This window comes from Collimonas sp. OK607, from assembly GCF_900111995.1.
GTDB lineage: Bacteria > Pseudomonadota > Gammaproteobacteria > Burkholderiales > Burkholderiaceae_D > Collimonas.
Genome location: NZ_FOKF01000011.1, coordinates 107,339 through 130,692, shown reverse-complemented (window position 1 = coordinate 130,692; position 23,354 = coordinate 107,339). Strand labels below are relative to the sequence as shown.

23 protein-coding genes are annotated in these 23,354 nt (G+C 58.1%); 13 read left to right on the top strand and 10 right to left on the bottom strand.

Going from position 1 to position 23,354, the window contains the following annotated elements; translation table 11 throughout:
* A partial coding sequence (locus tag BM029_RS10335; protein ID WP_244544995.1) for a porin occupies positions 1 to 874 on the top strand: 874 nt, incomplete at its 5' end.
* A gap of 46 nt (positions 875 to 920) precedes the next feature.
* Here BM029_RS10335 and BM029_RS10330 read toward each other — a convergent pair.
* The 3 genes from BM029_RS10330 to BM029_RS10320 all read right to left on the bottom strand — a co-directional run bounded on the left by BM029_RS10330 (position 921) and on the right by BM029_RS10320 (position 4,857).
* Positions 921 to 1,409 (bottom strand): GFA family protein, encoded by a 489-nt coding sequence (locus BM029_RS10330; protein WP_092435582.1) that lies wholly within the window; start codon positions 1,407 to 1,409, stop codon positions 921 to 923.
* Between the two features lie 130 nt (positions 1,410 to 1,539).
* Positions 1,540 to 3,549, bottom strand: coding sequence for a DEAD/DEAH box helicase (locus BM029_RS10325; RefSeq protein WP_092435579.1), 2,010 nt, complete (start codon positions 3,547 to 3,549; stop codon positions 1,540 to 1,542).
* 234 nt (positions 3,550 to 3,783) lie between these two features.
* Positions 3,784 to 4,857 carry an alkene reductase gene (locus tag BM029_RS10320; RefSeq protein ID WP_092435575.1) on the bottom strand — a complete coding sequence of 358 codons (1,074 nt, stop codon included), beginning with the start codon at positions 4,855 to 4,857 and terminating at the stop codon, positions 3,784 to 3,786.
* A gap of 224 nt (positions 4,858 to 5,081) precedes the next feature.
* Between BM029_RS10320 and BM029_RS10315 the strand changes: the two genes are divergently transcribed.
* Complete coding sequence (locus BM029_RS10315) at positions 5,082 to 5,954, top strand: LysR family transcriptional regulator (RefSeq protein WP_092435572.1); 873 nt, start codon at positions 5,082 to 5,084, stop codon at positions 5,952 to 5,954.
* Here the strand turns inward: BM029_RS10315 and BM029_RS10310 are convergent.
* Genes BM029_RS10310 through pcaC form a run of 5 tightly spaced genes read right to left on the bottom strand, consistent with a single transcriptional unit; the run spans position 5,920 to position 10,129 of the window.
* A complete protein-coding gene (locus BM029_RS10310; protein ID WP_092435569.1) occupies positions 5,920 to 6,690 on the bottom strand; it encodes an ABC transporter permease in 771 nt (256 codons plus the stop codon). The genes BM029_RS10315 and BM029_RS10310 overlap by 35 nt on opposite strands.
* A complete protein-coding gene (locus BM029_RS10305) occupies positions 6,687 to 7,631 on the bottom strand; it encodes an ABC transporter ATP-binding protein (protein WP_092435566.1) in 945 nt (314 codons plus the stop codon). Before BM029_RS10305 ends, BM029_RS10310 begins: the two co-directional genes overlap by 4 nt.
* Positions 7,624 to 8,781 (bottom strand): ABC transporter permease, encoded by a 1,158-nt coding sequence (locus BM029_RS10300; RefSeq protein ID WP_170851039.1) that lies wholly within the window; start codon positions 8,779 to 8,781, stop codon positions 7,624 to 7,626. The genes BM029_RS10305 and BM029_RS10300 overlap by 8 nt, the downstream gene beginning before the upstream one ends.
* 44 nt (positions 8,782 to 8,825) lie before the next feature.
* A complete protein-coding gene (locus BM029_RS10295) occupies positions 8,826 to 9,743 on the bottom strand; it encodes a glycine betaine ABC transporter substrate-binding protein OsmF (protein WP_092435561.1) in 918 nt (305 codons plus the stop codon).
* Positions 9,740 to 10,129, bottom strand: coding sequence for a 4-carboxymuconolactone decarboxylase (gene pcaC, locus BM029_RS10290; protein ID WP_092435558.1), 390 nt, complete (start codon positions 10,127 to 10,129; stop codon positions 9,740 to 9,742). Before pcaC ends, BM029_RS10295 begins: the two co-directional genes overlap by 4 nt.
* A 272-nt stretch (positions 10,130 to 10,401) precedes the next feature.
* On the opposite strand from pcaC, the gene BM029_RS10285 reads away from it, so the two are divergent.
* The 3 genes from BM029_RS10285 to BM029_RS10275 all read left to right on the top strand — a co-directional run bounded on the left by BM029_RS10285 (position 10,402) and on the right by BM029_RS10275 (position 12,414).
* The gene (locus BM029_RS10285; RefSeq protein ID WP_092435554.1) at positions 10,402 to 11,517 is read left to right on the top strand and encodes an ABC transporter substrate-binding protein; all 1,116 of its coding nucleotides are present in this window, start codon (positions 10,402 to 10,404) and stop codon (positions 11,515 to 11,517) included.
* A gap of 95 nt (positions 11,518 to 11,612) precedes the next feature.
* Positions 11,613 to 12,008 carry a VOC family protein gene (locus tag BM029_RS10280; protein ID WP_092435551.1) on the top strand — a complete coding sequence of 132 codons (396 nt, stop codon included), beginning with the start codon at positions 11,613 to 11,615 and terminating at the stop codon, positions 12,006 to 12,008.
* A 34-nt stretch (positions 12,009 to 12,042) separates the two neighbouring features.
* Entirely contained in the window at positions 12,043 to 12,414 is a 372-nt protein-coding gene (locus BM029_RS10275) for a DUF427 domain-containing protein (RefSeq protein ID WP_092435548.1), read from the top strand.
* Positions 12,415 to 12,450: 36 nt separating this feature from the next.
* Here the strand turns inward: BM029_RS10275 and BM029_RS10270 are convergent, their stop codons facing one another.
* Complete coding sequence (locus BM029_RS10270; RefSeq protein WP_092435546.1) at positions 12,451 to 13,353, bottom strand: LysR family transcriptional regulator; 903 nt, start codon at positions 13,351 to 13,353, stop codon at positions 12,451 to 12,453.
* A gap of 176 nt (positions 13,354 to 13,529) precedes the next feature.
* On the opposite strand from BM029_RS10270, the gene BM029_RS10265 reads away from it, so the two are divergent.
* Together BM029_RS10265 and BM029_RS10260 are read left to right on the top strand one after the other, a co-directional pair.
* Positions 13,530 to 14,297 carry an SDR family oxidoreductase gene (locus tag BM029_RS10265; protein ID WP_092435543.1) on the top strand — a complete coding sequence of 256 codons (768 nt, stop codon included), beginning with the start codon at positions 13,530 to 13,532 and terminating at the stop codon, positions 14,295 to 14,297.
* Positions 14,298 to 14,316: 19 nt separating this feature from the next.
* Entirely contained in the window at positions 14,317 to 15,249 is a 933-nt protein-coding gene (locus tag BM029_RS10260; RefSeq protein ID WP_092435540.1) for an alpha/beta fold hydrolase, read from the top strand.
* 165 nt (positions 15,250 to 15,414) lie between these two features.
* Here BM029_RS10260 and BM029_RS10255 read toward each other — a convergent pair whose 3' ends face one another.
* A complete protein-coding gene (locus BM029_RS10255) occupies positions 15,415 to 16,662 on the bottom strand; it encodes an IscS subfamily cysteine desulfurase (protein ID WP_092435538.1) in 1,248 nt (415 codons plus the stop codon).
* 273 nt (positions 16,663 to 16,935) lie between these two features.
* Here BM029_RS10255 and BM029_RS10250 point away from each other — a divergent pair, with 273 nt between their 5' ends.
* The 6 genes from BM029_RS10250 to BM029_RS10225 all read left to right on the top strand — a co-directional run bounded on the left by BM029_RS10250 (position 16,936) and on the right by BM029_RS10225 (position 23,354).
* Entirely contained in the window at positions 16,936 to 17,871 is a 936-nt protein-coding gene (locus tag BM029_RS10250; RefSeq protein ID WP_092435536.1) for a LysR family transcriptional regulator, read from the top strand.
* 94 nt (positions 17,872 to 17,965) lie between these two features.
* A complete protein-coding gene (locus tag BM029_RS10245; protein ID WP_092435534.1) occupies positions 17,966 to 19,426 on the top strand; it encodes a flavin-containing monooxygenase in 1,461 nt (486 codons plus the stop codon).
* Entirely contained in the window at positions 19,423 to 20,397 is a 975-nt protein-coding gene (locus BM029_RS10240; protein WP_092435532.1) for an ABC transporter permease, read from the top strand. The genes BM029_RS10245 and BM029_RS10240 overlap by 4 nt, the downstream gene beginning before the upstream one ends.
* Entirely contained in the window at positions 20,394 to 21,365 is a 972-nt protein-coding gene (locus BM029_RS10235; protein ID WP_092435531.1) for an ABC transporter permease, read from the top strand. Before BM029_RS10240 ends, BM029_RS10235 begins: the two co-directional genes overlap by 4 nt.
* Positions 21,362 to 22,357 carry an ABC transporter ATP-binding protein gene (locus tag BM029_RS10230; RefSeq protein ID WP_092435529.1) on the top strand — a complete coding sequence of 332 codons (996 nt, stop codon included), beginning with the start codon at positions 21,362 to 21,364 and terminating at the stop codon, positions 22,355 to 22,357. Before BM029_RS10235 ends, BM029_RS10230 begins: the two co-directional genes overlap by 4 nt.
* Positions 22,350 to 23,354: an ABC transporter ATP-binding protein gene (locus tag BM029_RS10225; protein WP_092435527.1), complete on the top strand. Its 1,005-nt coding sequence runs from the start codon at positions 22,350 to 22,352 to the stop codon at positions 23,352 to 23,354. Before BM029_RS10230 ends, BM029_RS10225 begins: the two co-directional genes overlap by 8 nt.

Sequence of the window (23,354 nt, the reverse complement as noted above, 5' to 3'; positions counted from 1 at the left end):
CAATCAGTGGGGCACCAGCATGATCGGCTTCAAGGGTACCGAAGATCTGGGTGGCGGATTGAGCGCCTTTTTCTTGTTGGAATCCGGTTTTGACGCCACCAACGGCAGCACCAACGGTAGCGCCTTGTTCAATCGGCGTTCTTATGTCGGCCTGAACGGTAGCGCCGGCTCGATCAAATTCGGTAAAAACCTGTTCATCGTCAATGACGTCTGGAATCTCGATCCTACCGGTCAGCAATTCATGAGTACGCAGAATCTGGTCAAGGGCCGCAACTGGCCGGGCGCCAATAACGTCATCGAATACCAGACGCCTACCTGGGGCGGTTTTAACGCCACCGTACAAACCAGTCTGGGCGAGAAAGCCGGTTCCACCAAAAATGGCCGCAGCGACGGCATTTCGCTGGTGTACACCACCGGCGGCCTCGAACTACGTGCCATCTATGACGTTATCCGCGATGCCAACGGCCGTTATACCGACGTCTACACCGCTTCCAAGGATCTGATTGTGGGCGGTACCTACACTGTGGACCAGCTGAAACTGTACGCCGGATACGAAAATGTCTCGGCCCCGGATACCGCGTCGCCTACCGATCCGGACAAGATCAATCATTACTGGATCGGCGCCAACTACGTGCTGACACCGGCATGGACATTGATCGGTGCTGCGTTCCACGCCAAGCTCAATCACGATGCAGGAAGCGCCAGCCTGTTCATGGTCGGGGCCAATTACAACCTGTCGAAACGGACTTTGCTATATGCGGCTGTTGGCACGATGCGCAACAAGGGTAATGCCGATTTTGGAACGGAGTTCGACAGCCCTTTGCCGGGCCATGCGCAAAATGGCGGTTACGCTGGTATCAGTCACTCGTTCTAAGTTGTTGCCGCAATCAAGGCGGCACGTGCTCTCGCAGGGGAACACGTCATTTAAGCAGGCCAAGCCGCTGATGCCATTCAAACAGAGATTCACGTGGAAATTCGGCAAACTGCTTGTCCTTGCGACCCGCCTTGACTTCTACCCACGGCGCTTTGTCTACTAACAGCAGATGGGTATGTGCCGGCGGTGTCGGCAGCGGCGTATCGATTGCAGAAGCGAACGGGTGGACCAACTCAGGCCATTCCGGATCGTAGAGCCAGAGCGCGCTGCCGCAGCGCCGGCAAAAATGCCTTTGCGCCGTGCTGGTATGGGCGCGTTGTTCGCCGTTCCGTTTGAGTTTGGCGTGGTAGACGCTGACGTCGTCTTGCCCCAGCACTTTCAAGGTGCTGGCGTCACCGCCGAGATTGATGGCATATCCGCCGCCACCCTGGGTCTTGCGGCAAATTGAACAATAGCAGCGTTGATAAGGATACGGCGAGTCGCTATCCAGACTAAAGCGAACTGCACCGCAATGGCAGGATCCCTTGAGCTTCATGGTTCTCTCCTGGTTGCTGCCGCCCGTGAAAAGTAGCGCTTCCTTGTCTTTGCGCAGATGCAAAAATGGCGGCTGGTCTTGCGACCACCGCCATTTTATATCTTCGGTGCTGTTGTTACAGCGTTGTTAGTTACGCAGGCTTAGGCCCCTTGCGATGGGGCTTGGCAGGCCTTGCCTGACCCGCATCGGTACGGCTGGCAAAATCGCTTTTCCCTTTGAACGGCGGCTTTTTAGCGCCATCCTTTTCAAATACTCTTCTGTCGCCACCGGACTTTCCCGGCGCCAGCTTGTCAGTGAATCTTTTGACCGGCTGATCACCATGCGGCATCGTTTCATCGGCAGCGCTAATCTTCAACTGCTGTCCGGAGACCCATACTTTTTTGAGATGCTCCATCAAATCTTTTGGCATTCCAGCTGGTAAATCCAGGGTGCTGTAGTCATCAAAGATTTCGATACGGCCGATATGTTTGGCTTCCAATCCCGCTTCATTGGCGATTGCGCCGACGATATTACCTGGCTTGACGCCGTGGCTATGGCCGACTTCTATGCGGAAGTGGGCCATGTCAAAATCGTTGTTGTGGCCACGATCTTTTTTAGAGGAAGCCGGACGTTCGCTGCGATCGCCATGTTCCGAACGTGCGGGACGCTCGGATTCATCTAACCGCAGTGCTCGTTCAGTGCGTTCAAAGCGTTCTGACGGTGCCGGTTTTTCAAAACGTTCGCCACGTTCAAACCTGCCGCCACGCACAGGTTTCTCATCTGACCAGGATTTGGCAGGTACTGATTTACGTGCTTCAAACGGCTCAGGGGCGTTTTGCTTTTTATCCAGCAATAACGGCTCATTGCCACGCGCCATTTTGGCCAGCGCAGCAGCAATTTCTACTGCCGGGATGTTTTGTTCGCGTTCGAAATCTTCAATGATGGAAGCGTATTCTTCCAGTGCACCTAAAGCCAAAGTAGCGCTGATCTGTTCCTTGAATCTGGCGATGCGGACATCGTTGACGGCCTGCACTGTCGGCAAAGTCAATGGTGAGACCGGTTGACGGGTCGCACGTTCGATTGCCTTCAACAGATTTCTTTCACGCGGCGTGATGAACAGAATCGCTTCGCCGCTGCGACCGGCACGGCCGGTACGGCCGATACGGTGGGTATAGCTCTCAGGATCGTGCGGCACGTCGTAATTGATAACGTGACTGATGCGTTCAACATCCAGACCGCGAGCAGCAACGTCGGTGGCGACCAGGATATCGATCTTGCCGTCTTTCAGTTGCTGAATGGTGCGTTCGCGTTGTTGTTGATTGATGTCGCCGTTAATCGCCGCAGCGGAAAACCCGCGTGCCTGCAATTTGCTCGCCAATTCTTCCGTGCCCATTTTGGTACGTGAAAAAACGATCATGCCGTCGAAAGTTTCGGCTTCCAGAATGCGCGTCAAGGCATCCAGCTTGTGCATGCCGCTGACCAGCCAGTAACGCTGGCGAATATTGTCGGCCGTGCCGGTTTTGGCGGCGACGGTGATTTCTGCCGGATCACGCAAATACGTTTTGGCGATGCGCTTGATCACCGATGGCATGGTGGCCGAGAACAGCGTGGTCTGGCGGGTTGCCGGGGTTTCTTTCAAAATCCGTTCGACATCGTCGATGAAACCCATACGCAGCATTTCATCGGCTTCATCCAACACCAATGTCTTTAATTTGGACAGGTCCAGCGAACCTTTATCCAGATGGTCAATCACGCGCCCCGGGGTTCCTACCACCACATGCACGCCACGGCGCAATGCGCTTAGTTGCGGACCGTAGCTTTGGCCGCCGTAAATCGGCAGCACATGAAAACCGGGAATATGGGTGGCGTAACGCTGGAAGGCTTCCGCGACTTGAATGGCCAATTCGCGGGTTGGCGCCAATACCAGCGCTTGCGGCGTGGTTTGCTTGAGATCGATACGTGACAGGATCGGCAGCGCAAAAGCGGCAGTTTTGCCGGTGCCGGTTTGCGCTTGTCCCAATACGTCGCGATTGCTGAGCAAGATCGGGATAGTCGCCGCTTGTATCGGTGACGGTGATTCATAGCCGACTTCCTTGAGCACGCGTATCAATGGCTCGCTCAGGTTTAAGTCGGTAAATAAGGGAACTGGTTTTTCAGACATGACATCACTCGCTGGTTTGTGCTTGTTGGGTCGAATCGCACTACGCGAAACAATGACAGAACCTACGCAAAACAGAGCCCGGAAGCTCTTTTCGCGTAAATCTTTAAATGAGATGCGTAGTTTACTCTGTTGTGATGCAGAACGAGACGAATTGATGGATATTGCACAGCAGCGAGCGTGAAAGCATGTTGAATACACTAGTATTCCAGTGTGGCAACATGCTTTGGGGGAGTCTCAGGCGCCTTGGGTTTCTCTCAAGGTAGGGTAATCGGTGTAGCCCTGCGCCGCACCGCCGAAGAAAGCGTTGCGATTAGCGTCGTTCATCGGTGCATTGGTCTTCAGGCGCTCAACGAAATCCGGGTTCGCAAGCATCATTTGGCCGTAGGCTTCCAGATCGGCTAGCCCCGAAGCCACGTCGGCTCCGATCCGGTCGCGCGGGCTGCCCGGCCGGTTCAGGATCAGCTTGCTCCTCCAGAGCTTGCGAATGTCGGTCAACAGCGTTTCGTTGCCTTGGTGCGCGATGTGCAGGTAGGCCAGCCCCAGTTTGTCGAGTTCGGCAACCAGATACCGGTACAGATCCGGCCCTTCGGTGCCTTCGTCGATACCCCACATCGCCGTGCCGGGCGACAGACGGATGGCAGTCCGGTCCGCACCGATTTCTTCGGCAATCGCGGTGACCACCTCAATGGCAAAGCGGGCGCGGTTCTCGATCGAACCGCCGTATTCGTCGGTACGCGTATTGGCGTTGAGCGCCAGGAACTGTTGGATCAGGTAGGCGTTCGCGCCGTGGATTTCGACGCCGTCGGCACCAGCGTCAACTGCGCGCCGTGCCGCGAAGCGGAAGTCGGCCACCGTCTGCCGCACCTCTTCGGTCGTCAGTGCACGCGGCACGGGAATGTCCTGCATGCCCTTGGCCGTGAACATCCCCGTGCCCGGGGCGATGGCTGATGGCGCAACGGCTTGGCGGTGATGCGGCGTATTGTCAGGGTGCGACATGCGCCCGGCATGCATCAGCTGGATGAAAATGTGGCCACCGTTGCCATGTACGGCATCAGTGACCTTTTTCCAGCCGGCGACATGGGCGTCGGTGTAGATACCCGGCGTGGTGAGGTAACCCTGTCCATCGTCAGAGGGCTGGGTGCCTTCCGCAACGATCAGGCCGGTGCTGGCGCGCTGGCTGTAATATTCGGCGGCCAGTTCTCCCGGCGTACCGTCGAGCTGGGCGCGGCTGCGGGTCATCGGCGCCATGGCCAGGCGGTTTTGAAGGGTGTTACGTCCAAGTTGGACGGGGCTGAATAGTTTGCTCATGATGGAATCCTTGAATATGGTGGATGGAAGAAAGGGCTGATTTCGCTTTTTTTGCGGAGCCTTACCCGGGATGTCTGTCCGAGCCACCAATGCCTCGGAAGCAGCCACGATCTCGATGTGGAAATTATGGACTGCTTCTCAATTGGGATAAATATGCTAATCTGGATAACATTGATCCATTAATGGCGCAGTCCTAACGAAGCAATCATAATGAAACGGTCGGCATGGAACTACTGAACGACATGGCCTTGTTCGTGGAGGTCGTCAAAGCCAAGGGCTTCCGCAGCGCCGGGGAAGCGATCGGGATACCGAACTCGACGCTGTCGCGGCGGATCAGCGCACTGGAGAAGGCGATCGGCCTGCGCCTGCTGCACCGTACGACACGCAAGATTGAACTGACCGAAGCGGGCCAGGTTTACTTCGAACGATGCAAACGCATCGTCGATGAAGCCCGGCTGGCGCACGAGCAGCTTGGCGAAATGCTGGCACAGCCGAGCGGAGTGTTGCGTGCCTCGTTTCCGGTGGATTTCGCGGTGACCTACCTGGCGCCTCTGATCGCTGAGTTTGCCGGACTCTACCCGGGCATCACCTTCGATTTCGACCTGACCGCGCGACGGGTCGACCTGGTCAGCGAACCGTTCGACGTGGCGATCCGCATCGGAGAGCCCGAGAACTCGCAACTGATCGCACGCACGCTAGGCTCGTTCACACCTTATCTCTATGCTTCGCCAGGCTATCTTGAACGAGCGGGCGAACCGGGCAAGCCCGCCGATCTGAAGCAACACCAGTGTTTGGGCATCTTGAAAGCGGGGGCGTGGACATTGCACGACGGAAAGCGAAGCGACACAGTGCAGGTGGGTGGGCGCTTCGCGCTCAACAACGTCGGCATGATCCGCCGCCTGGCAGCACTCGACATGGGCATCATCCTGATGCAAGAGGAAGTGGTCGCCGATGAGCTGGCCAGCGGCAAGCTGCGTCGCATCATGCCCGAATGGTACGGTACGCCGACACCTGTCTATGCCATCACCGAAACCCGTCTGCTGCCGGCAAAGACGCAGCGATTCATCGAATTTCTACGCGAGCGTCTGGGGCGGTGATGCTGGCTGACCGCATCCAGCGTTGTGATAACAGGTCGAACAACTGATCGGCCACAATCGCCAGCAGTGCAACCAGTAGCGCGCCCTGGATCACATAGGCTGTATTGAATCCGCTCAGGCCGACGATAATCGGCAGTCCAAGTGTCTTGGCGCCGACGGTAGAGGCAATTGCCGCCGTACCGATATTGATCACCACCGAGGTGCGCACGCCGGCCAGTATCACTGGCGCCGCCAGCGGCAACTCCACCCGGTAAAGAATTTGCCAGCGATCCATGCCGATGCCGCGCGCAATTTCCAGGATTGATGGCGGGATCGATGACAAACCGGCTATCGCGCCTTGCGCCACCGGCAGCACGCCGTACATGACCAGCGCTATCAGGGCAGGGGTTTCTCCAAAACCGATTAGCGGTACAGCGATTGCCAATACCGCCACCGGAGGAAATGACTGGCTGATGGCGAGTACCGTTTCCAGGGATGACCGGAACTGCCGTCCCGCCGGCCTGGTGACGAATAAACCCGTAGCCACGCCACCCAGCACAGTTATGACGCCAGACACCAACACGATGCTCAGATGCGCCAGCACCAGCGTGGCAAACGCGTCTTGCCTGTACATGGGGCGGGCCAGATCGGGAAAGGCGCCGGCGAACAGCGGCGCTGTCAGCGGCATGCCAAAGGTGAAAGCCACCAGCAAAAGACTGCTGATGGCAAGCCAGCGGTGACGATAAAACCATCTCATCGCGGCCTCCCCGAAGGCTTCCCCAGCAAATCGGCGAAATGCAGCACTCCCGCGGGCAGGCCGTGTTCGTCAACCACTGGCAGGCTGTGTTCTTTGCGGGTGACGAAGGCTGACAGCGCCTCGCGCAGCGTGCTGTTGCTGCGAATCGGTTCGCCGGGGATGGCAGGCTGGGCGCGTACCCGGTCGGCGATTTTGTCCAAGCCCAGCAGGCGAATACCGATATCGCTCTGACCGACGAATTCACGCACAAGATCGTTCTCCGGCGACAACAGGAAATCCCGTGGCGCGCCTTGTTGCACGATGCGGCCATGATCAATCAGGATGATACGTTCGCCCAAGGCCAGCGCTTCGTCGACGTCATGCGTCACCAATATGATCGTCTTGCCAGATACCTTGTGGATATTGGCCAATTCCTGTTGCAGGCTGGCGCGGGTCACGGGGTCAAGCGCGCCGAAGGGTTCGTCCATCAGCAGCACGTCGGGGTCGGCCGCCAGTGCGCGTGCCACGCCGACTCGTTGTTGCTGGCCGCCGGAAAGCTGGTCCGGATAGCGATGACGGAATTCGTCAGGAGGCAGATGCAACAGTTCCAGCAATTCGCTGACGCGGTCGCGGATGCGTGTTTTTGGCCATTTCAACAATGCCGGGACAGCGCCGATGTTCTGCTCCACCGTCCAATGCGGAAACAACCCGACCGACTGGATCGCGTAGCCGATGCGGCGCCGCAACTGTTCCGGCGAATGTTCGACAATATTCTTGCCGTGCAGCCGGATGCCGCCGCTATCCGGCTCCAGTAATCGATTCAACAGTTTCAGCATGGTCGACTTGCCAGAGCCGGAAGTGCCGATCAATATGGCGAACTCGCCATTGTTTACCGTCAGGCTCAGCTCGCTGATCGCTTGCCGGCCATCGAATGATTTGCTTACTTCGCTGATTTCAATCACGGTTTTGTCTCCTCAAGATAGAGATCGCTACCTTGAATAGCGTATCGACGCCGATAGCCAGCAAAATCACAGGGATCACTCCCAGTAAAACCAGATCCAATGCGCTGCTGGACATCCCCTGGAACATGAGGACGCCAAACCCGCCGGCGCCGATCAACGCCGCCACCACTGCCAGGCCAATCGCCTGCACTGTCGTGACACGGATGCTTGACAGGAATATAGGCAAAGCCAGCGGCAGCTCGACATGAAAGAATATCTGCCACGGCGACATGCCGATACCGCTCGCTGCTTCACGTACGGATGGCGGCACTTGTTCAAGTGCCGCCAAGGTGCCATGGGTCATCGGCAACAGTGAATACAATGTCAGCGCCAGCAACGCCGGCGCCAGGCCGATGCCGCCAATCCCAGATTGCGGAAACAGGCTGCCCAGCAGCGCTAGCGGGGCGATGAGCAAGCCAAACAACGCTATCGAGGGAATGGTTTGTATGACATTCAACAGCGGGAACAGCAGCTTGCGCGCTTGCCGGCTATGAAAAGACAGCGTGCCGAGCAAAGCGCCGATCAGTACGGCAGGTAATACAGAAAACGCTACCAGCTGCACATGGCGTAACAGTGCCAGGTCAAAGGCATCCTGATGATTCTGGTATTCCTTCAACAGCGACAGATGGTCCAGGTACCCGGATGCTCCCGGTGCCACAATCGATATCAACGCTGCCAGTATTACCGCTACCCGCGCCGGCAACGACAAGGCAAGCCCGCGCAGCGCCTCTGCCAGTTGCAACCAGGCGGTCAGCAACAATAGCCAAAAGGCGCCGCCGAACGAGACCCGCACCAAGGAATCGACCTCTCCGGTGCGGAGCTGTGCTTCATGTCCGGCTAACGCCAGCAGGCCGCCGCTCAGGGTGGCCGCAGCGATGATCAGCAGAATATGGTTGTCCCGGGTTGGTCGCAACCAGGGCGCAAGCAGCAACGGTGACGCGGGAATTGCTAGCAGCCAGTAGCGAGCGGCAAGCTGGCTCAGAAGAACGCCCTGGCCGCTAAGCAGGCGGTTGGGAGCGTAAGTCAGCAAGGGCAGGTTGGTGCCGGCGATGATGGCGACGATTACCAGCAACAGGTGTACCGGGTTCCGCAGCTTGGCGAATGACAGCATGCTGTCGCCTGGTCGCCATGGCTGTTTCGCCGGATGCGCCATGGTCACTTGATAAAACCTTTGCTACGCAAATAATCGCCGGCGATTTTGCGGGCGTCGCGTCCTTCGATTGCAATGCCGGCATTCAGTCTTTGCAAGGTCGGGCTATCCAGCGACATGAATACCGGTTTCAGCAAGTCCGGGATGTTCGGATACCGCGCCAGCACGTCGCCGCGGATGACTGCGGTTGGCGCATAGACCGGTTGCACAGCTTTTACATCGTCGAGCGTGACCAGGCCCAGCGCGGCTATCGCGCCGTCGGTGCCGTACACCATCGCTGCATTGACGCCTGAAGTCTGTTCCGCGGCAGCTTTAATCGTTGCTGCCGTGTCGCCGCCGGCCAAGGTCAGCAGCTGATCTTGTTTCAGCTTGAATCCGTAACTGTTTTCAAACGCAGGCAAGGCATCCGGACGTTCGATGAATTCGGCCGAGGCCGCGAGCTTGAAGCGGCCGCCCTGGTTGATCCAGCGGCCGAGATCAGCCAGCGTCTTAAGCTTGTTGGCCTGCGCCATATCCTTGCGAACCGCGATAAGCCACGTATTGTTGGCCGGAGATGGGGTTAGCCATACCAGCTTGTTTTTCTCAAAATCCAGTTTTTTCACTAACTGATAAGCATTTTCGGGATTCTTCCAGGCCGGGTTCTTTTCGTCGGAAAAGAAGAAGGCGCCGTTGCCTGTGTATTCCGGATAGACATCCACCTCGCCGGAGAGCAAGGCGCCACGTACCACCTTGGTAGTGCCGATCTGCAGGCGGTTGACGGTCTTGATGCCGTTAGCTTCCAGCACCAGCTGGATCAGGTTGCCCAGCAAGGCGCCTTCGGTGTCGATCTTGGAGCCGACGCGAACCGGTTCGGCCGCCTGCGCGCATGGCGATAACAGGATCGCGACCAGGGCCGCGCCGAGCAGGCGGCGGTAGAGACTCATGGTGACCCCGGCGCCGCCGCCATTTCAGACAAAACCTCTTGCGCCGCACGGAAAGCATCGACCGCCAGGGGGACGCCGCAGTACACGGTTGCGTGCAGCAGCACTTCCTGTATTTCTTTTACCGTAGCACCGTTGTTACGGGCGCCACGTACGTGACCCTTTAGTTCTTGTGTGCGTCCCAAGGCGGTAAGCATTGCCAGCGTAGTCAGGCTGCGGGTTTTCAAGTCCAGGCCATCCCGGCACCAGACCGTGCCCCAGGCATTGCGGGTGATGTATTCCTGCAACGGCTGTGTAAACGCATCGGCATTGGCGAAAGCCTTGGCCACGAACTCCTCTCCCATCACCTGTTTGCGTATTTGCAAACCATCTTCGAATTGCTTGTCCATGCATTTCCCCCGTTTGCGTCGTCCGATTTGTGCGATTTTTGTGAATACTGCAAATATAATGTAATACGTTATAAATGATATTTAATATATTGTTTAAAAAGGAATTTGTACTTTTTATTGTGAGTTTAGATAGAAAATTTTCAAAAAAAATGTACGCTCTCGTTTCACTCTAAATCTTATAAGAATCGACTAGATAATAAATTGAAAGCTAATTGCAAGCTTTAGAAGAGTATTGTCGAGCGAAAATAATTACAATCAGGGAGACAACAATCATGAGAACGCTTATCGCGGCGTCGGCCGCGCTTTTGTTCCTGGCATCTGCAGCAATTGCCAATGCACAGGAAAAGATCGTCATTGGACAATCCGTAGAATTATCGGGTGAAGCCACCGGCAAGGAAAACATGGAGGGCGCTCTGGCTTACTTCGCCTGGGTCAACGCACAGGGCGGCGTATACGGGCGGAAAATCGAGCTTAAGTCCTATGACGATAAACGCAAGCCCGAAACCACCAGGCTCAATACCGAGAAGCTGTTAAAGGAGGACAACGCGCTGGCGCTGTTCGGCTATCGCAGCACGCCGACGGTGGAAGCCGTCCTGCCATTGTTGCTGGCCGAGAAAGTACCGATGGTCGCGCCGTTTTCCGGCGGACAAAGCTTGCACAAGCCATTCAATCCCTATCTGTTCAATCTGCGGGCCAGCTATCAGGCCGAAACGGCGAAAATGGTTGAATTGTTCGGTTCCCTGGGAATAAGCAAGGTGGCCATCTTGTATCAGGACGACAGCTTCGGCAAGGATGGGCTGGCAGGTTTTGAACGTAATCTGGCGGCGCATAAACTGAAGCCCGCAGTGACCGTGAGCTATGACCGCAAGGATCTGAAAATCGACAAGGCCGTCAACGCCATCGTGGCGGCCAACCCGCAGGCGGTGCTGATGGCTTGCACGCCTTCGGCCTGTGCCGATTTTGTCAAACAAGTCCGCAAGCAGGGACTTCACCCTGCATTCATGATGCTCTCCAATGTCAGCTCCGAAACGTTCTTCGAATCGCTGGGCGATGACGGGCGCGGCGTGAGCGTGATGCAAGTGATGCCCTACCCGAAAAATTATGATGCAGGCGCGGCACGGGAATTCCAGGGCGTCTTGAAAGGAATGGCTAAACCGCCGCCGGCTTCTTATTCGACATTCGAAGGTTTCGTCGCTGCGAAGCTGTTGACGGAGGGCTTGCGCAGAGCCGGCCCCAATCCGACCAGGCCAAAACTGGTGGCCGCATTGGAGACGCTACGGAATTTCGACCTGGGCGGGGTGAGGGTGTCGTACTCTCCGACCGATCATGACGGATCGGCATTCGTGGAGATGATCATGATCGGCAAGCATGGGGCGATCCTGCGTTGATGTAGGATAGGGGGAAATTGAGGTTTGCTACGCAAGGAAAGCTTGCCGGCGCTAGCCTGTCCGGGTTTGCTAGACAATCCATAGGAGTGTTGACGATGCAGCAATCAAACTATCTGTTCTTCACCACGACATGCGAGCAGGCTCTCGATTTCTACACGCAGTGCGGCCTTGGCCATGTGGTCGAAGTTCTGCGCCACGGCGCCGGCGACATGCCGCTAAAGAACGAGGCGATGCGTGGCAAAATCATGCACGCCAGGTTCGAAGGGCCCGGAGTACTTTTTTATGCTTCAGACAACGACGACGCCGAACCGATGCGCGGCTCTGCACATATCCTGATGACCGATAGCCGCGAGCAGACAAACCAGCTATTCGCATGTTTGGGACAGGGGGCGACGGTGACCACTCCGCTTGCCGCTCAGCCCTGGGGTGATTATTTTGGCAAGTTGACTGATCGCTTCGGGGTCCAATGGATGTTCAACTGTTCCGCCTGACATCCAATGCAATAACAGCAAGGAGTTCGATGCGATGAACGAAAAATCGATAAAAATCCCTGGGCCGGATCATCCGATCACGATCACGCCGAATCCGGCGCGGATTCGGGTGATCGTTGCGGGGCGCGTCATTGCCGAGACCAGTCACGCGCTAACGCTGCAGGAGGCGTCATATCCAGCGGTGCAATATATCCCGCGTGAAGATGTCGACATGTCCCAGTTGCAATCGACCGACCACGCCACCTACTGTCCTTACAAAGGGGAGTGTTCTTATTACAGCATTCCTGTCGGTGGTGAGCGTTCCGTGAATGCTGTCTGGACTTATGAGACACCCTATGCGGCTGTGGCGGAGATTAAAAATCATCTCGCGTTTTACCGCGATCGGGTCGACGCCATAGAAGATTAATCCAATAATCTGCAGTAAATAGCCCCCACCCATCTATCAAACCACATCCCAATATGGCGGGGCGCCGAAAGCTCCGCGCAACGCCGTGACAAGTTCTTGAATTTTTTTGGAGGCCCTGCGGCCCTCGGGGTGCGCAACATAGATCATTTCTTCTGCGGCTTCATTTCCAACGTCAACCCTGACGAGCGCTCCTTTTTTTACGTCTTCTCCGACAATAAAGCTTGGCAGTAGCGCCAAGCCAAGACCAGCCAACGCAGCATCTCTCATCATGTCGCCGTTGTTGACCCTCAACGAAGCCGGTGGCCGGACGAAGGCATCCGGGCGTAAGTCCAGAAACCGCCAGTCGGCAACGTTTCGATTTGTATAGTAAATGGCTTTGTGGCCACCTAAGGCGTCGAGAGTCGTCGGTTTTCCGTATCGTTTCAGGTACTCGGGGGATGCCACAAGAAGCCGCCTGCTGGGGGCGAGTGGTAACGCGACAAGTCGGGAGTCTTCGACCGTACCATGCCGTATGACGGCATCATACCCGTCGGCCGCTGCGTCAACTCGCCGGTCGTCCAGTTCCAAGGTGAGCGAAATTCCAGGATGCTTCGACAAAAAAGGGTACAGCGCCGGGCCAAGATGCATGCGCCCGAATGTGACCGGGGCGGACAAGCGCATCGGTCCGCTCAAGGTGCCGCGTCGCTCCGAAACCTCCGCCACTGCGTCTTGAACCTCCCAAACGATGCGGCTGGCCCTTTCGAAGAACGCCATCCCATCCTCCGTCAGGCTGAGTTTGCGCGTTGTCCGGTGAAACAACGGCGCTCCAAGACTTTGCTCAAGTCCGGCGAGCCGTTCGCTGACAACCGATTTTGAAAGGTGCAGCCTCCTGGCTGCTGCGCTGATAGAGCCAGCTTCCGCTATAGCAACAAAATTCGAAATCCCATCCAGCTTGACCATACGTCCCCCGGCGCCTGTGCGGTGCGTGCTGCGACCAAATCAATTCTGCGGCGCAGCTTCAATTGTTCGATTATACCGAACACAAGTTCCTCTATTTGCCCACTTATCCAAACAGACTTCGACAACTACACTGAGTTCAGTAATTCATTTTTTCAATCACTTTCCAGGAGATTCAAATGAGCAAGCGACTAGAGGGCAAGGTTGCCATCATTACCGGTGCAAGTTCGGGCATTGGCTTTGCAACTGCACAACTGTTTGCCGCCGAAGGGGCCAAGGTTGTCGTTGGAGCACGCCGACAGGCCGAGCTAGACCAATTGGTCAGCCAAATTCGCAGTGCGGACGGCCAAGCCGTGGCTCTGGCCGGCGACGTTCGGTCAGAGGAATACGCCAAAGCGCTGGTGGCACTGGCGGTAGAACGCTTTGGTCGCCTGGATATCGCCTTCAATAATGCCGGCACTATGGGTGAAGGCGGCCCCTCTACCCAGATCTCCGAAGCCGGCTGGACGGACACCTTGGCAATCAATCTGACCGGCTCCTTCCTCGGCGCCAAGCACCAAATTGGCCAGATGCTGAAAAACGGCGGCGGCTCGGTCATCTTCACGTCCACCTTCGTGGGCTATACCTTTGCTTTCCCAGGGGTAGCCGCCTATGCCGCAAGCAAGTCCGGCCTCATCGGCCTGACCCAAGCCCTTGCGGCCGAGTTCGGTCCCCAGGGAGTGCGCGTCAATGCGGTACTGCCCGGCGCTGTGGACACCGACATGTATCGCGGCATGAATAACACGCCTGAAGCGCAGTCTTTCGTGACCAACTTGCACGCTTTGAAGCGCGTCGCCACGCCCCAGGAGCTGGCCCGGTCCGTCCTGTACCTCGCGTCGGACGATTCATCCTTTGTCACCGGCTCCGCCTCCCTTGTGGATGGTGGCGTCTCGATTACACGCACCTGAACCCAAGGAGAACAACATTATGCTCAGCACTTTCAATCGCGCCATTGGCGCCAGCCTTTTTGCAGTCGCCGCGTTGATCATTTCGCTGCCGGTACACTCTGAACCCAAACCGTATCCGGCGAACTTCAAAACGGAAAGCATCAATACGGATGGCGCCACAATTCACGTACGCGTCGGAGGTGCCGGGCCTGCCGTTGTTCTCATCCACGGCTTTGGAGACACCGGAGACATGTGGACGCCGATGGCGATTGCTCTTGCCAAGGACCATCGGGTGGTTGTACCGGACCTGCGTGGCATGGGGTTGTCTTCCAAGCCCGAGGGCGGCTACGACAAGAAAACCCAGGCTGCCGATATCCGTGCTGTCTTAGACAAACTCGGCATCGACAAAGCGGACATCGTCGGTCACGACATCGGCACCATGGTTGCCTACGCTTATGCAGCGCGCTACCCGGAAAAGACCACGAAGCTGGTGGTGATGGACGCACCAGTGCCAGGCGTGCCTCCCTGGGAACAAATTGTCCGCCTACCTGCGCTGTGGCACTTTGACCTCGGCGGTAAGGACATGCTACGTTTAGTCCAGGGACGCGAGCGCATCTACCTCGACCGGTTCTGGAATGATTTCGCCGGCGATGCCAGTAAAGTCGATGAGGCCACACGCGTCCACTACGCGAAGCTCTATGCTCGCCCCGGCGCCATGAAAGCGGCCTTCGCCCAGTTCCAGTCAATCCGTAAAGACGCTGAGGACAATGCCGAATCGGTGAAGACCAAACTCGGCATGCCGGTCCTGGCAATTGGCGGCGAGAAGTCCTTCGGCGCCAACGAAGCTGCTGTCATGCGCAACGCCGCAACGAATGTCACTGAAGTTGTAGTGCCCGGTTCCGGTCACTGGCTGATGGAAGAGGCACCTGCCGAGACTGTGAAAGCGGTGCAGTCTTTCCTCAACGCGAACTGATGTGTTCCGGATGATTTTTTTAGGTGGGTTTGTAGGGTGGGCACGTCTTTGTGCCCACGCGGGAATTTACTTTACGCACATGCCGATGTCCGCGCCACGGGGGGGCAGCACTCCGGTTATCACGGTTACACCTGGGCATAGGTGCCTACCCCCCCCCACAGATTTCTATCGTGCAGTTGTTTGAGGTTGCAGCAATTGCCGCAATGTCGTAATCGTATAGTCGATTTCCTGTTCGGTCGTGTAGCGGCCGAATGAAAAGCGGATCGCGCTGCGCGCCAACGCATCGGAACGCCCCAGGCTGGACAAAACGTATGACGGCGTGGCATTGGCCGAATTGCAGGCGGAGCCGGCCGAGACCGCGATGTCGAACAATTGCGCCGAGATCGGTGTAGCGCCGTCAAGTTCGAAACTGAGATTCAGATTGTGCGGGACGCGTTGTTCGCGGTCGCCATTGAGCACCACGCCGGGACAATCGCGCAAGCCTTCCCACAAGCGATCGCGCAAGCTGCTTACCCGCGCGCTTTCACTCTCCAGCAACTGCGCCGCCAGATTGAACGCTTCACCCATGCCAACGATTTGATGGGTTGCCAGGGTGCCGGAACGCATCCCGTTCTCATGGCCGCCGCCGTCGATCTGCGCTTCCAGTTTCAGCGCGGGATCACGACGGACGAACAGCGCGCCGATTCCTTTCGGCCCGTAAATCTTGTGGGCGCTGAACGACATCAAATTTACCTTCAATGTCTTCAGATCGATCGCAACCTTGCCCGCCGCCTGCGCCGCGTCGACGTGGAACACGATATTCCTCTCGGCGCAGATTTCTCCCAATTGGGCAATCGGCTGGATCACGCCGATCTCGTTGTTGACCATCATGACCGAGGCGATGATGGTATCCGCGCGCAGTGCCGCCTTGAATGCCTCCAGATCGATCAAGCCGTTTGACAGCGGCTGCAGATAAGTCACTTCGAAACCTTCGCGCTCCAGCGTGTGCATGGTGTCCAGCACAGCCTTGTGCTCGATGCACATGGTGACCAGATGGCGTCCACGCCCGCTATCGCGCAGGGCGTGGGCGGCGCCTTTCAGCGCCAGGTTGTTGGACTCGGTTGCACCCGAGGTCCAGACGATCTCGTTGGCTTGCGCGCCGACCAGCGCAGCTACCTGTTTGCGCGCCTTTTCAACCGCTGCTTTGGCCTCCCAGCCGAAGGTATGAGAACTGCTGGCCGGGTTGCCGAATTTCTCGGTCAGGTATTCGCACATCTTGACTGCTACGGCGGGATCGACGGGAGTTGTGGCCGAATAATCGAGATAGATGGGGAGTTGCAATGGAGGAGGGGCGACCGCAGTCGCTGCTGCGCCGCTGCTTGCAGCAGAAGAGTTATCGGGAACTACGGTATTACAGGCACTGGATGCATTCATGGCGTGAAATCCGAAAAAAAGGAATTGACGTTACCTTACGATGAAAATGTTATTTGAAAAACAAATATTATTCAATTTCTATATGCATTTATCGTCCTTAGGATGCCGGTGGACCGCTTTACGCAGGTAGCAGCAGACCGTGGTGCCGGCTATTGCAGCACTGAATTATCGATTTCCATATCGATTTCTTTTGCATTTGCTTATGCGAAATGATTATACTTAAATCGAATACATACAGTCATATAATTCGATAAACGTATATAGCGAATCCCTATGGACTTGAATCAGCTGGAAGCATTCTCGGCAGTAATGACGATCGGCAGCGTAACCGGCGCCGGGCGTAGCCTGGGCCGTTCGCAGCCAGCCGTCAGCAAGGCGGTTCAAGACCTGGAAACCGAACTTGGCTACGCGCTGTTCGATCGCAACGGCCCCCGCGTTACACCGACCGACAAGGCGTTCCTGCTATATGAAGAGGTAGAGCGCTCGCTGGTAGGCTTGCGCACGATACGGGAACGGGCGCTGGAAATCGGCCGCGACGAACAGCAACCCATCCATGTGGTGGCAACCCCCGCGTTGGCTTCGACGATCGCACCGGCGGCGTTGAAACTGGTGGAATCCCAAGGCCAATGCCTGCCCGAACATATCCACCTGCGCAGCGCTTCAGCCGAGCAAGTCGTACATTCAGTGCTGCATAGAACCGTCAACCTCGGCTTGACCAGCCTGCCAGTAGCCCATCGCGGACTGGATTTGCACTGGATCGGCGAGGCGCCTTGCGTGGCAGTGATGCGCGCCGACAACCCGTTAGCCGATTGCAGTGAGATTACAGCCGACATGCTGCACGGCCAAAGGCTGATCACGATGTCGAACCGCTACCGGTTGCGCCAGCGCATCGACGGTGCGCTCGGCAACGGCAGCGCCTTGGATGTGGCGATAGAAACCAATACCTCGTTCAACGCCATCATGGCCGCCCATGCGGGCCTCGGTGTGGCTTTAGTGGAGCCGATGACCGCGCTCGGCATGCCGATAACCGGCCTGGCGGTCAAGCCGCTGGCGGTGAATATTCCATTCTATTTCGGTGTCGTCACCCCTTACGGCAAGCCGATCGATGGCGTGACGCAAGCATTGATCACGGCGCTGGAGAGCGCCGCCCGGAATATCTTGCATGGTTTCGTCAAGCGCGACGCCGACCAGCATGACGATTTGCTGTAAGCCGACCGATTAACCTGAAGATTTACGTAAGCTCCGCACCGAAGCCAATGCACAAACAACCGACATTTCAGAAAATCAACCAGGAGGCGCCTCGGTGAGCCAACTTAACTCTTCGCCGGAAACGCGGCTGGCGGCACTGGAAGCGCGGCTGCAGCAGGATCTCGCCTGGCTGGATTTGCCGGCAAAATCCTGGGTGCCGTCCCTGGCGCTCGATGGCGAGCCAGTGCTAGACGTGGCGATCATCGGCGGCGGCCAGGCCGGCATGGCTGCGGCAGTGTCGCTGAACCACCTGGGGATTGGCGCGGTGATTTTCGATCAGTCGCCGGCCGGTTTCGAGGGGCCATGGGCGACCACGGCACGCATGGAAACCCTGCGTTCACCGAAAAAACTCACCGGTCCGGCGCTAGGTTTTGCAGCACTGACTTTCCGCGCCTGGCACGAAGCGCAGTTCGGGCTGGAAGCCTGGGACGCGCTGGACAAGATTCCGCGCCTGCAATGGATGGATTACCTGCGCTGGTACCGGCGCGTCATGGCGCTCGACGTACGCAACGAACATCGCGTCGAGGCCATATGGCCGCGCGCCGACGGCGTGGTGGAACTGCACATCGTCACGCCCACCGGTGTTTCAACGGTGTTGGCGCGGCGAGTGGTGCTGGCCACCGGTCGCGATGGCTTGGGTGGAGCGCATCTGCCGCCGCTGACATCGAATTTGCCACGCCAGCGCTGGGCGCATTCTGCCGACGACCTCGATTGCACGTCCTTGGCCGGCCTTCGTGTAGGCGTGATCGGCGCTGGCGCGTCGGCGATGGATAGCGCGGCGACAGCACTGGAAGCGGGCGCCGCCAAGGTCGACCTGCTGATCCGTCGCAAGGAACTGCCACGTGTCAATAAAGGCAAGGGTGCCGGCAATCCGGGCCTGACCAACGGCCATTTGTATTTGCCTGATGAATGGAAGTGGCGCATCCGCCACTACATCAATATCCAGCAAACGCCGCCACCGAGCGCCAGCGTGCAGCGGGTATCCAGGTTTCCTAACGCGCGTTTCATCTTTGGTGCGGCGATCAACGATATTACCGTCGGCGAAACCGGCATGCGGGTGGCGACCACCCGCGGCGCGTTCGATCTCGATTTCCTGATTTTCTCGACTGGTTTCCGCATCGACTGGACCGAACGGCCCGAATTTTCCACCATCGCGCCGCACATCCGTAACTGGAGCGACCGTTACACGCCGCCACCTGGCGACGAAGACGAGGAGCTGGCGGATTCGCCCGATCTGGGCGCGGCGTTCGAATTCCAGCAAAAGAAACCAGGCGAATTACCCGGTCTGGAACGGATCCATTGCTTCTGCTATCCGGCCGCGCTCAGCCACGGCAGCCTGTCCGGCGATATCCCGGCGATCAGCGACGGCGCACAGCGGCTGGCGCAGGGCATCGCTGCTTTACTGTATCGCGAAAACATCGATGCCCACTACCAGAATATCCAGACCTACGACGAACCGGAACTGATGGGCGACGAATGGACAGCGGCCGAGCCGACGCCGGAGGAACGGCAATGACCGGTGCGATCTTGCGTAGCCTGCTACAGGCGCTGATGGTGGTGTTGCTGATGACGGTGATCGTCTTTTTCGGCTTGCACATGATCGGCAATCCGGTCGATATCCTGATTGGCCAGGATGTCGATCAAGTCGACCGCTTGCGCATCATCCACCAGCTTGGGCTGGACCAGCCGATCTGGCGTCAGTATTTGAGCTTTCTGAACGGCGCCGTGCATGGCAACCTTGGTAATAGCTTCGTCTACAACGAACCGGCGATCATGTTGATTTTCCAGAGGCTGCCGGCGACCCTGGAGCTGGCTTTCGCGGCGCTGATCATGGCGGTGGTGATCGGTATTCCGCTCGGCTTGCTGGCCGGTCTGTTCCCTGATCATCCATTGTCGAAGATGGTGATGACCGGTAGTATCCTCGGCTTTTCCCTGCCGACTTTCTGGATCGGCCTGATGTTGATCATGGCCTTCAGCGTCTCGCTCGGCTGGCTGCCTTCCGGTGGCCGCGGTGCAACGGCGACGTTGTTCGGCGTTAAATGGTCATGGCTGACTGCCGACGGCTTGCGCCACCTGATCCTGCCGGCGCTGAATCTGTCGCTGTTCAAGATTTCACTGGTGATCCGGCTGACGCGCGCCAATGTGCGCGAGGTGCTGCCGATGGATTTCGTCAAATTCGCCCGCGCCAAAGGCTTGTCGCCGCTACGTGTGGTGCTGTCGTATGTGCTGCGTAACACCATGATTCCGCTGGTGACCGTACTCGGGCTCGAACTCGGATCGACCATCGCCTTCGCGGTCGTGACCGAGAGCATCTTCGCCTGGCCTGGCGCCGGCAAGCTGATCCTGGATAGTATCAATGCGCTCGACCGGCCGGTCATCGTGGCTTACATGATGGTGATCGTCTGCCTGTTCGTCACGCTCAACCTGCTGGTTGATGTGTTGTACAAGCTGCTGGATCCGCGTGTGCGGGTGGAGATCAAGGCATGAGCGTGTCGACCAAAGAAGTATCACAAGCGTTGCCGGACGCGCTGGACAAGATTCAAGTGCTGGTAACGGGAGTGGCGACGCCTCCGCCGCGCCGTGAATCGCCATGGCGTCGCATCGTCCGCGATTTCCTGTCGTCGAAGTCGGCCATGCTGGGGTTGTCGGTGGCGCTGGCTTTGATGATTGCTGCACTGGCCGCACCCTGGCTGACACCGCAAAACCCCTATGACCTGATGCAGCTGGATGTGCTCGATGCGCGTCTGCCGCCCGGTACCGCCAACGGCCTCGGCACGTTTACTTATTGGCTGGGCACCGATGGCCAGGGTCGCGACCTGTATTCCGGTATCCTCTACGGCTTGCGCATCAGCGTCGGCATCGGCGTCGGTTCGGCCTTGATTGCCGGTGTGATCGGCACCCTGGTCGGTTTGCTGGCAGCCTACGCCGGCGGCAAGGTCGATACCTTGCTGATGCGTCTGGCTGACCTGGTGCTGTCGTTTCCCTCAATATTAGTGTCGATGCTGATCCTGGCCTATCTAGGCAAGGGCATCATCAATGTGATGGCGACGCTGGTGGTGCTGGAGTGGGCGTACTACGCTCGTACCGCGCGCGGCCAGGCACTGGTCGAGCGGCAAAAGGAATATGTCGAAGCCGCGCGCGGACTGGGCATCTCCGGCTGGCGCATCATGGTGCACCACATATTGCCGAACTGCCTGCCGCCACTGATCGTGGTCGGCACCTTGCAGATCGCCCGCGCCATCATGCTGGAAGCTACGCTGAGCTTTCTCGGCCTGGGCGTGCCGATTACCCAGCCATCGCTGGGGCTGTTGATCGCCAATGGTTATCAATACATGCTGGCAGGCGAATACTGGATCAGTTTCTATCCGGGCATCGCCTTGCTGATCGTGATTGTCGCCATCAATCTGGTCGGCGACCGCTTGCGCGACGTGATGAATCCGAGGTGGCAAAAATGAGCATGCCACCGACACTGGAGGTGCGCAACCTGCGCACCCATTTCTTCACCCGCGAAGGCGTGCTGCCGGCGGTCGACGATGTCTCGCTGCGCCTGGAGCGCGGCCGCATCCTGGGTCTGGTCGGTGAATCCGGCTCGGGCAAGACTGTCACCGGCTTCTCCATATTGGGCTTGCTGGATCCGCCGGGGCGCGTGGTCGGCGGCCAGATACTGTTCCAGGGGCAGGATCTGCTGACACTGGATAAGCGCGCATTGCGCCAGCTGCAGGGCAACCGCATCGCGATGATTTTCCAGGATCCGATGATGACCCTCAACCCGGTGCTGCGGGTCGAGGCGCAAATGATCGACGCCGTACTGGCGCACAGCAAGCGCACCAAGGCGCAGGCGTGGGAGTTGGCGCGCGAAACCTTGGGCATGATGGGTATCGCCAGCCCCGAGGAGCGGCTGCGGGCGTATCCGCATCAACTGTCCGGCGGTATGCGGCAGCGGGTGGCGATTGCGATTGCCATGCTGCACAAGCCTGACCTGATCATCGCTGACGAACCGACCACGGCGCTGGACGTGACCATCCAGGCGCAGATTTTGTCCGAAGTTCAAAACCTGGCGCGCCAGCACGGCACGGCGCTGATCTGGATTACCCACGATCTTTCGGTGGTAGCAGGTTTGGCCGATGAGGTCGCCGTTATGTATTCGGGCCGCATTGTGGAACAAGGCAAGGTATCGGAGGTGCTGGACCAACCGTTGCATCCTTATACGCAGGGGCTGATTGGCAGCCTTCCTGGCAATAACCGGCGCGGCCAGCGTTTGCGTCAGATTCCTGGCATGACGCCGAATCTGCTGCACCTGACATCGGCCTGCGCGTTCGCCGCGCGTTGCGAACGGGCCAGCGAGCTCTGCCTGCAGCGTCCTGAAACCACCGAGCCGGTCAGCGGTCATCTTGTGCGCTGTTTCCATCCGGCGCTGGCAACCACCGCGGAGCAGCACTATGGATAAACAGACACCGTTGGTAGAAACCAGGCTCGTTAGCAAGCGCTTCGGCGAACGCAAGCCGCGACCCTTTGAATCTGCGCTGCAGGCGCGCGGCTGGATGAGGCCCGCTGCCGTGACTCAAGCTTTGGATGCCATCGACTTGCACGTCATGCCCGGCGAGGTGGTCGGGCTGGTAGGCGAGTCCGGCTGCGGAAAATCGACGCTGGGGCGCATCGTCAGCGGTTTGCTGCCGCCGTCGGCGGGACAGGTGCTGGTTGACGGCGAGGATCGCCACGGCTTGAGCGCGCGCAGCGAGCACGATGCCCGGCTGAAGATACAGATGATTTTCCAGAATCCGTACGCCAGCCTGAATCCGCGGCTGCGGGTCGACCAGATCGTTGGCGAAGCGGCGCTGATCCATGGCAAAGTCGACCGCGCAGGGCTGGACGATTATGTCTGTGCCCAATTACAGCGCGCCGGTCTCGATCCGCAATTGCGCGACCGTTATCCGCACCAATTCAGCGGCGGCCAGCGCCAGCGCATCGGCATCGCCCGTGCCTTGGCGGTGCAGCCGCAGATGCTGGTATGCGACGAAGCAGTGGCGGCGCTGGACGTGTCGATCCAGGCGCAGATCCTGAATCTGTTCATGGATCTGCGCGAGCAGCTGGGATTGACCTACCTGTTCATCAGCCACGACCTGGGCGTGGTCGAGCATGTCTCGGACCGGGTCGTGATCATGTATCTGGGCCGGATTGTCGAGGCGGCGCCGGTCGATGACTTGTTCGCGCGTCCTAATCATCCGTATACCCAGGCCTTGCTGGCCGAAGTACCGAGACTGCAGGCGCGCAACAAGCTGTTCACTGCGATCAAGGGTGAAATTCCGAGCCCCTTGCATCCGCCGTCCGGCTGCCACTTTCATCCGCGCTGTCCGCATGCGATGCAACGCTGCCGGGAACAAGTGCCGATCTTGAAAGAAATCGCGCCCGGGCACCGCAGCGCTTGTCATTTGAACGATGTGTGA

Bases quoted from the DNA above. Each gene is read 5' to 3' on its own strand.
- BM029_RS10330 (WP_092435582.1), bottom strand. From the start codon at position 1,409: ATGAAGCTCAAGGGATCCTGCCATTGCGGTGCAGTTCGCTTTAGTCTG.
- BM029_RS10325 (WP_092435579.1), bottom strand. From the start codon at position 3,549: ATGTCTGAAAAACCAGTTCCCTTATTTACCGACTTAAACCTGAGCGAG.
- BM029_RS10320 (WP_092435575.1), bottom strand. From the start codon at position 4,857: ATGAGCAAACTATTCAGCCCCGTCCAACTTGGACGTAACACCCTTCAA.
- BM029_RS10315 (WP_092435572.1), top strand. From the start codon at position 5,082: ATGGAACTACTGAACGACATGGCCTTGTTCGTGGAGGTCGTCAAAGCC.
- BM029_RS10310 (WP_092435569.1), bottom strand. From the start codon at position 6,690: ATGAGATGGTTTTATCGTCACCGCTGGCTTGCCATCAGCAGTCTTTTG.
- BM029_RS10300 (WP_170851039.1), bottom strand. From the start codon at position 8,781: ATGCTGTCATTCGCCAAGCTGCGGAACCCGGTACACCTGTTGCTGGTA.
- BM029_RS10295 (WP_092435561.1), bottom strand. From the start codon at position 9,743: ATGAGTCTCTACCGCCGCCTGCTCGGCGCGGCCCTGGTCGCGATCCTG.
- pcaC (WP_092435558.1), bottom strand. From the start codon at position 10,129: ATGGACAAGCAATTCGAAGATGGTTTGCAAATACGCAAACAGGTGATG.
- BM029_RS10285 (WP_092435554.1), top strand. From the start codon at position 10,402: ATGAGAACGCTTATCGCGGCGTCGGCCGCGCTTTTGTTCCTGGCATCT.
- BM029_RS10280 (WP_092435551.1), top strand. From the start codon at position 11,613: ATGCAGCAATCAAACTATCTGTTCTTCACCACGACATGCGAGCAGGCT.
- BM029_RS10275 (WP_092435548.1), top strand. From the start codon at position 12,043: ATGAACGAAAAATCGATAAAAATCCCTGGGCCGGATCATCCGATCACG.
- BM029_RS10270 (WP_092435546.1), bottom strand. From the start codon at position 13,353: ATGGTCAAGCTGGATGGGATTTCGAATTTTGTTGCTATAGCGGAAGCT.
- BM029_RS10265 (WP_092435543.1), top strand. From the start codon at position 13,530: ATGAGCAAGCGACTAGAGGGCAAGGTTGCCATCATTACCGGTGCAAGT.
- BM029_RS10260 (WP_092435540.1), top strand. From the start codon at position 14,317: ATGCTCAGCACTTTCAATCGCGCCATTGGCGCCAGCCTTTTTGCAGTC.
- BM029_RS10255 (WP_092435538.1), bottom strand. From the start codon at position 16,662: ATGAATGCATCCAGTGCCTGTAATACCGTAGTTCCCGATAACTCTTCT.
- BM029_RS10250 (WP_092435536.1), top strand. From the start codon at position 16,936: ATGGACTTGAATCAGCTGGAAGCATTCTCGGCAGTAATGACGATCGGC.
- BM029_RS10240 (WP_092435532.1), top strand. From the start codon at position 19,423: ATGACCGGTGCGATCTTGCGTAGCCTGCTACAGGCGCTGATGGTGGTG.
- BM029_RS10235 (WP_092435531.1), top strand. From the start codon at position 20,394: ATGAGCGTGTCGACCAAAGAAGTATCACAAGCGTTGCCGGACGCGCTG.
- BM029_RS10230 (WP_092435529.1), top strand. From the start codon at position 21,362: ATGAGCATGCCACCGACACTGGAGGTGCGCAACCTGCGCACCCATTTC.
- BM029_RS10225 (WP_092435527.1), top strand. From the start codon at position 22,350: ATGGATAAACAGACACCGTTGGTAGAAACCAGGCTCGTTAGCAAGCGC.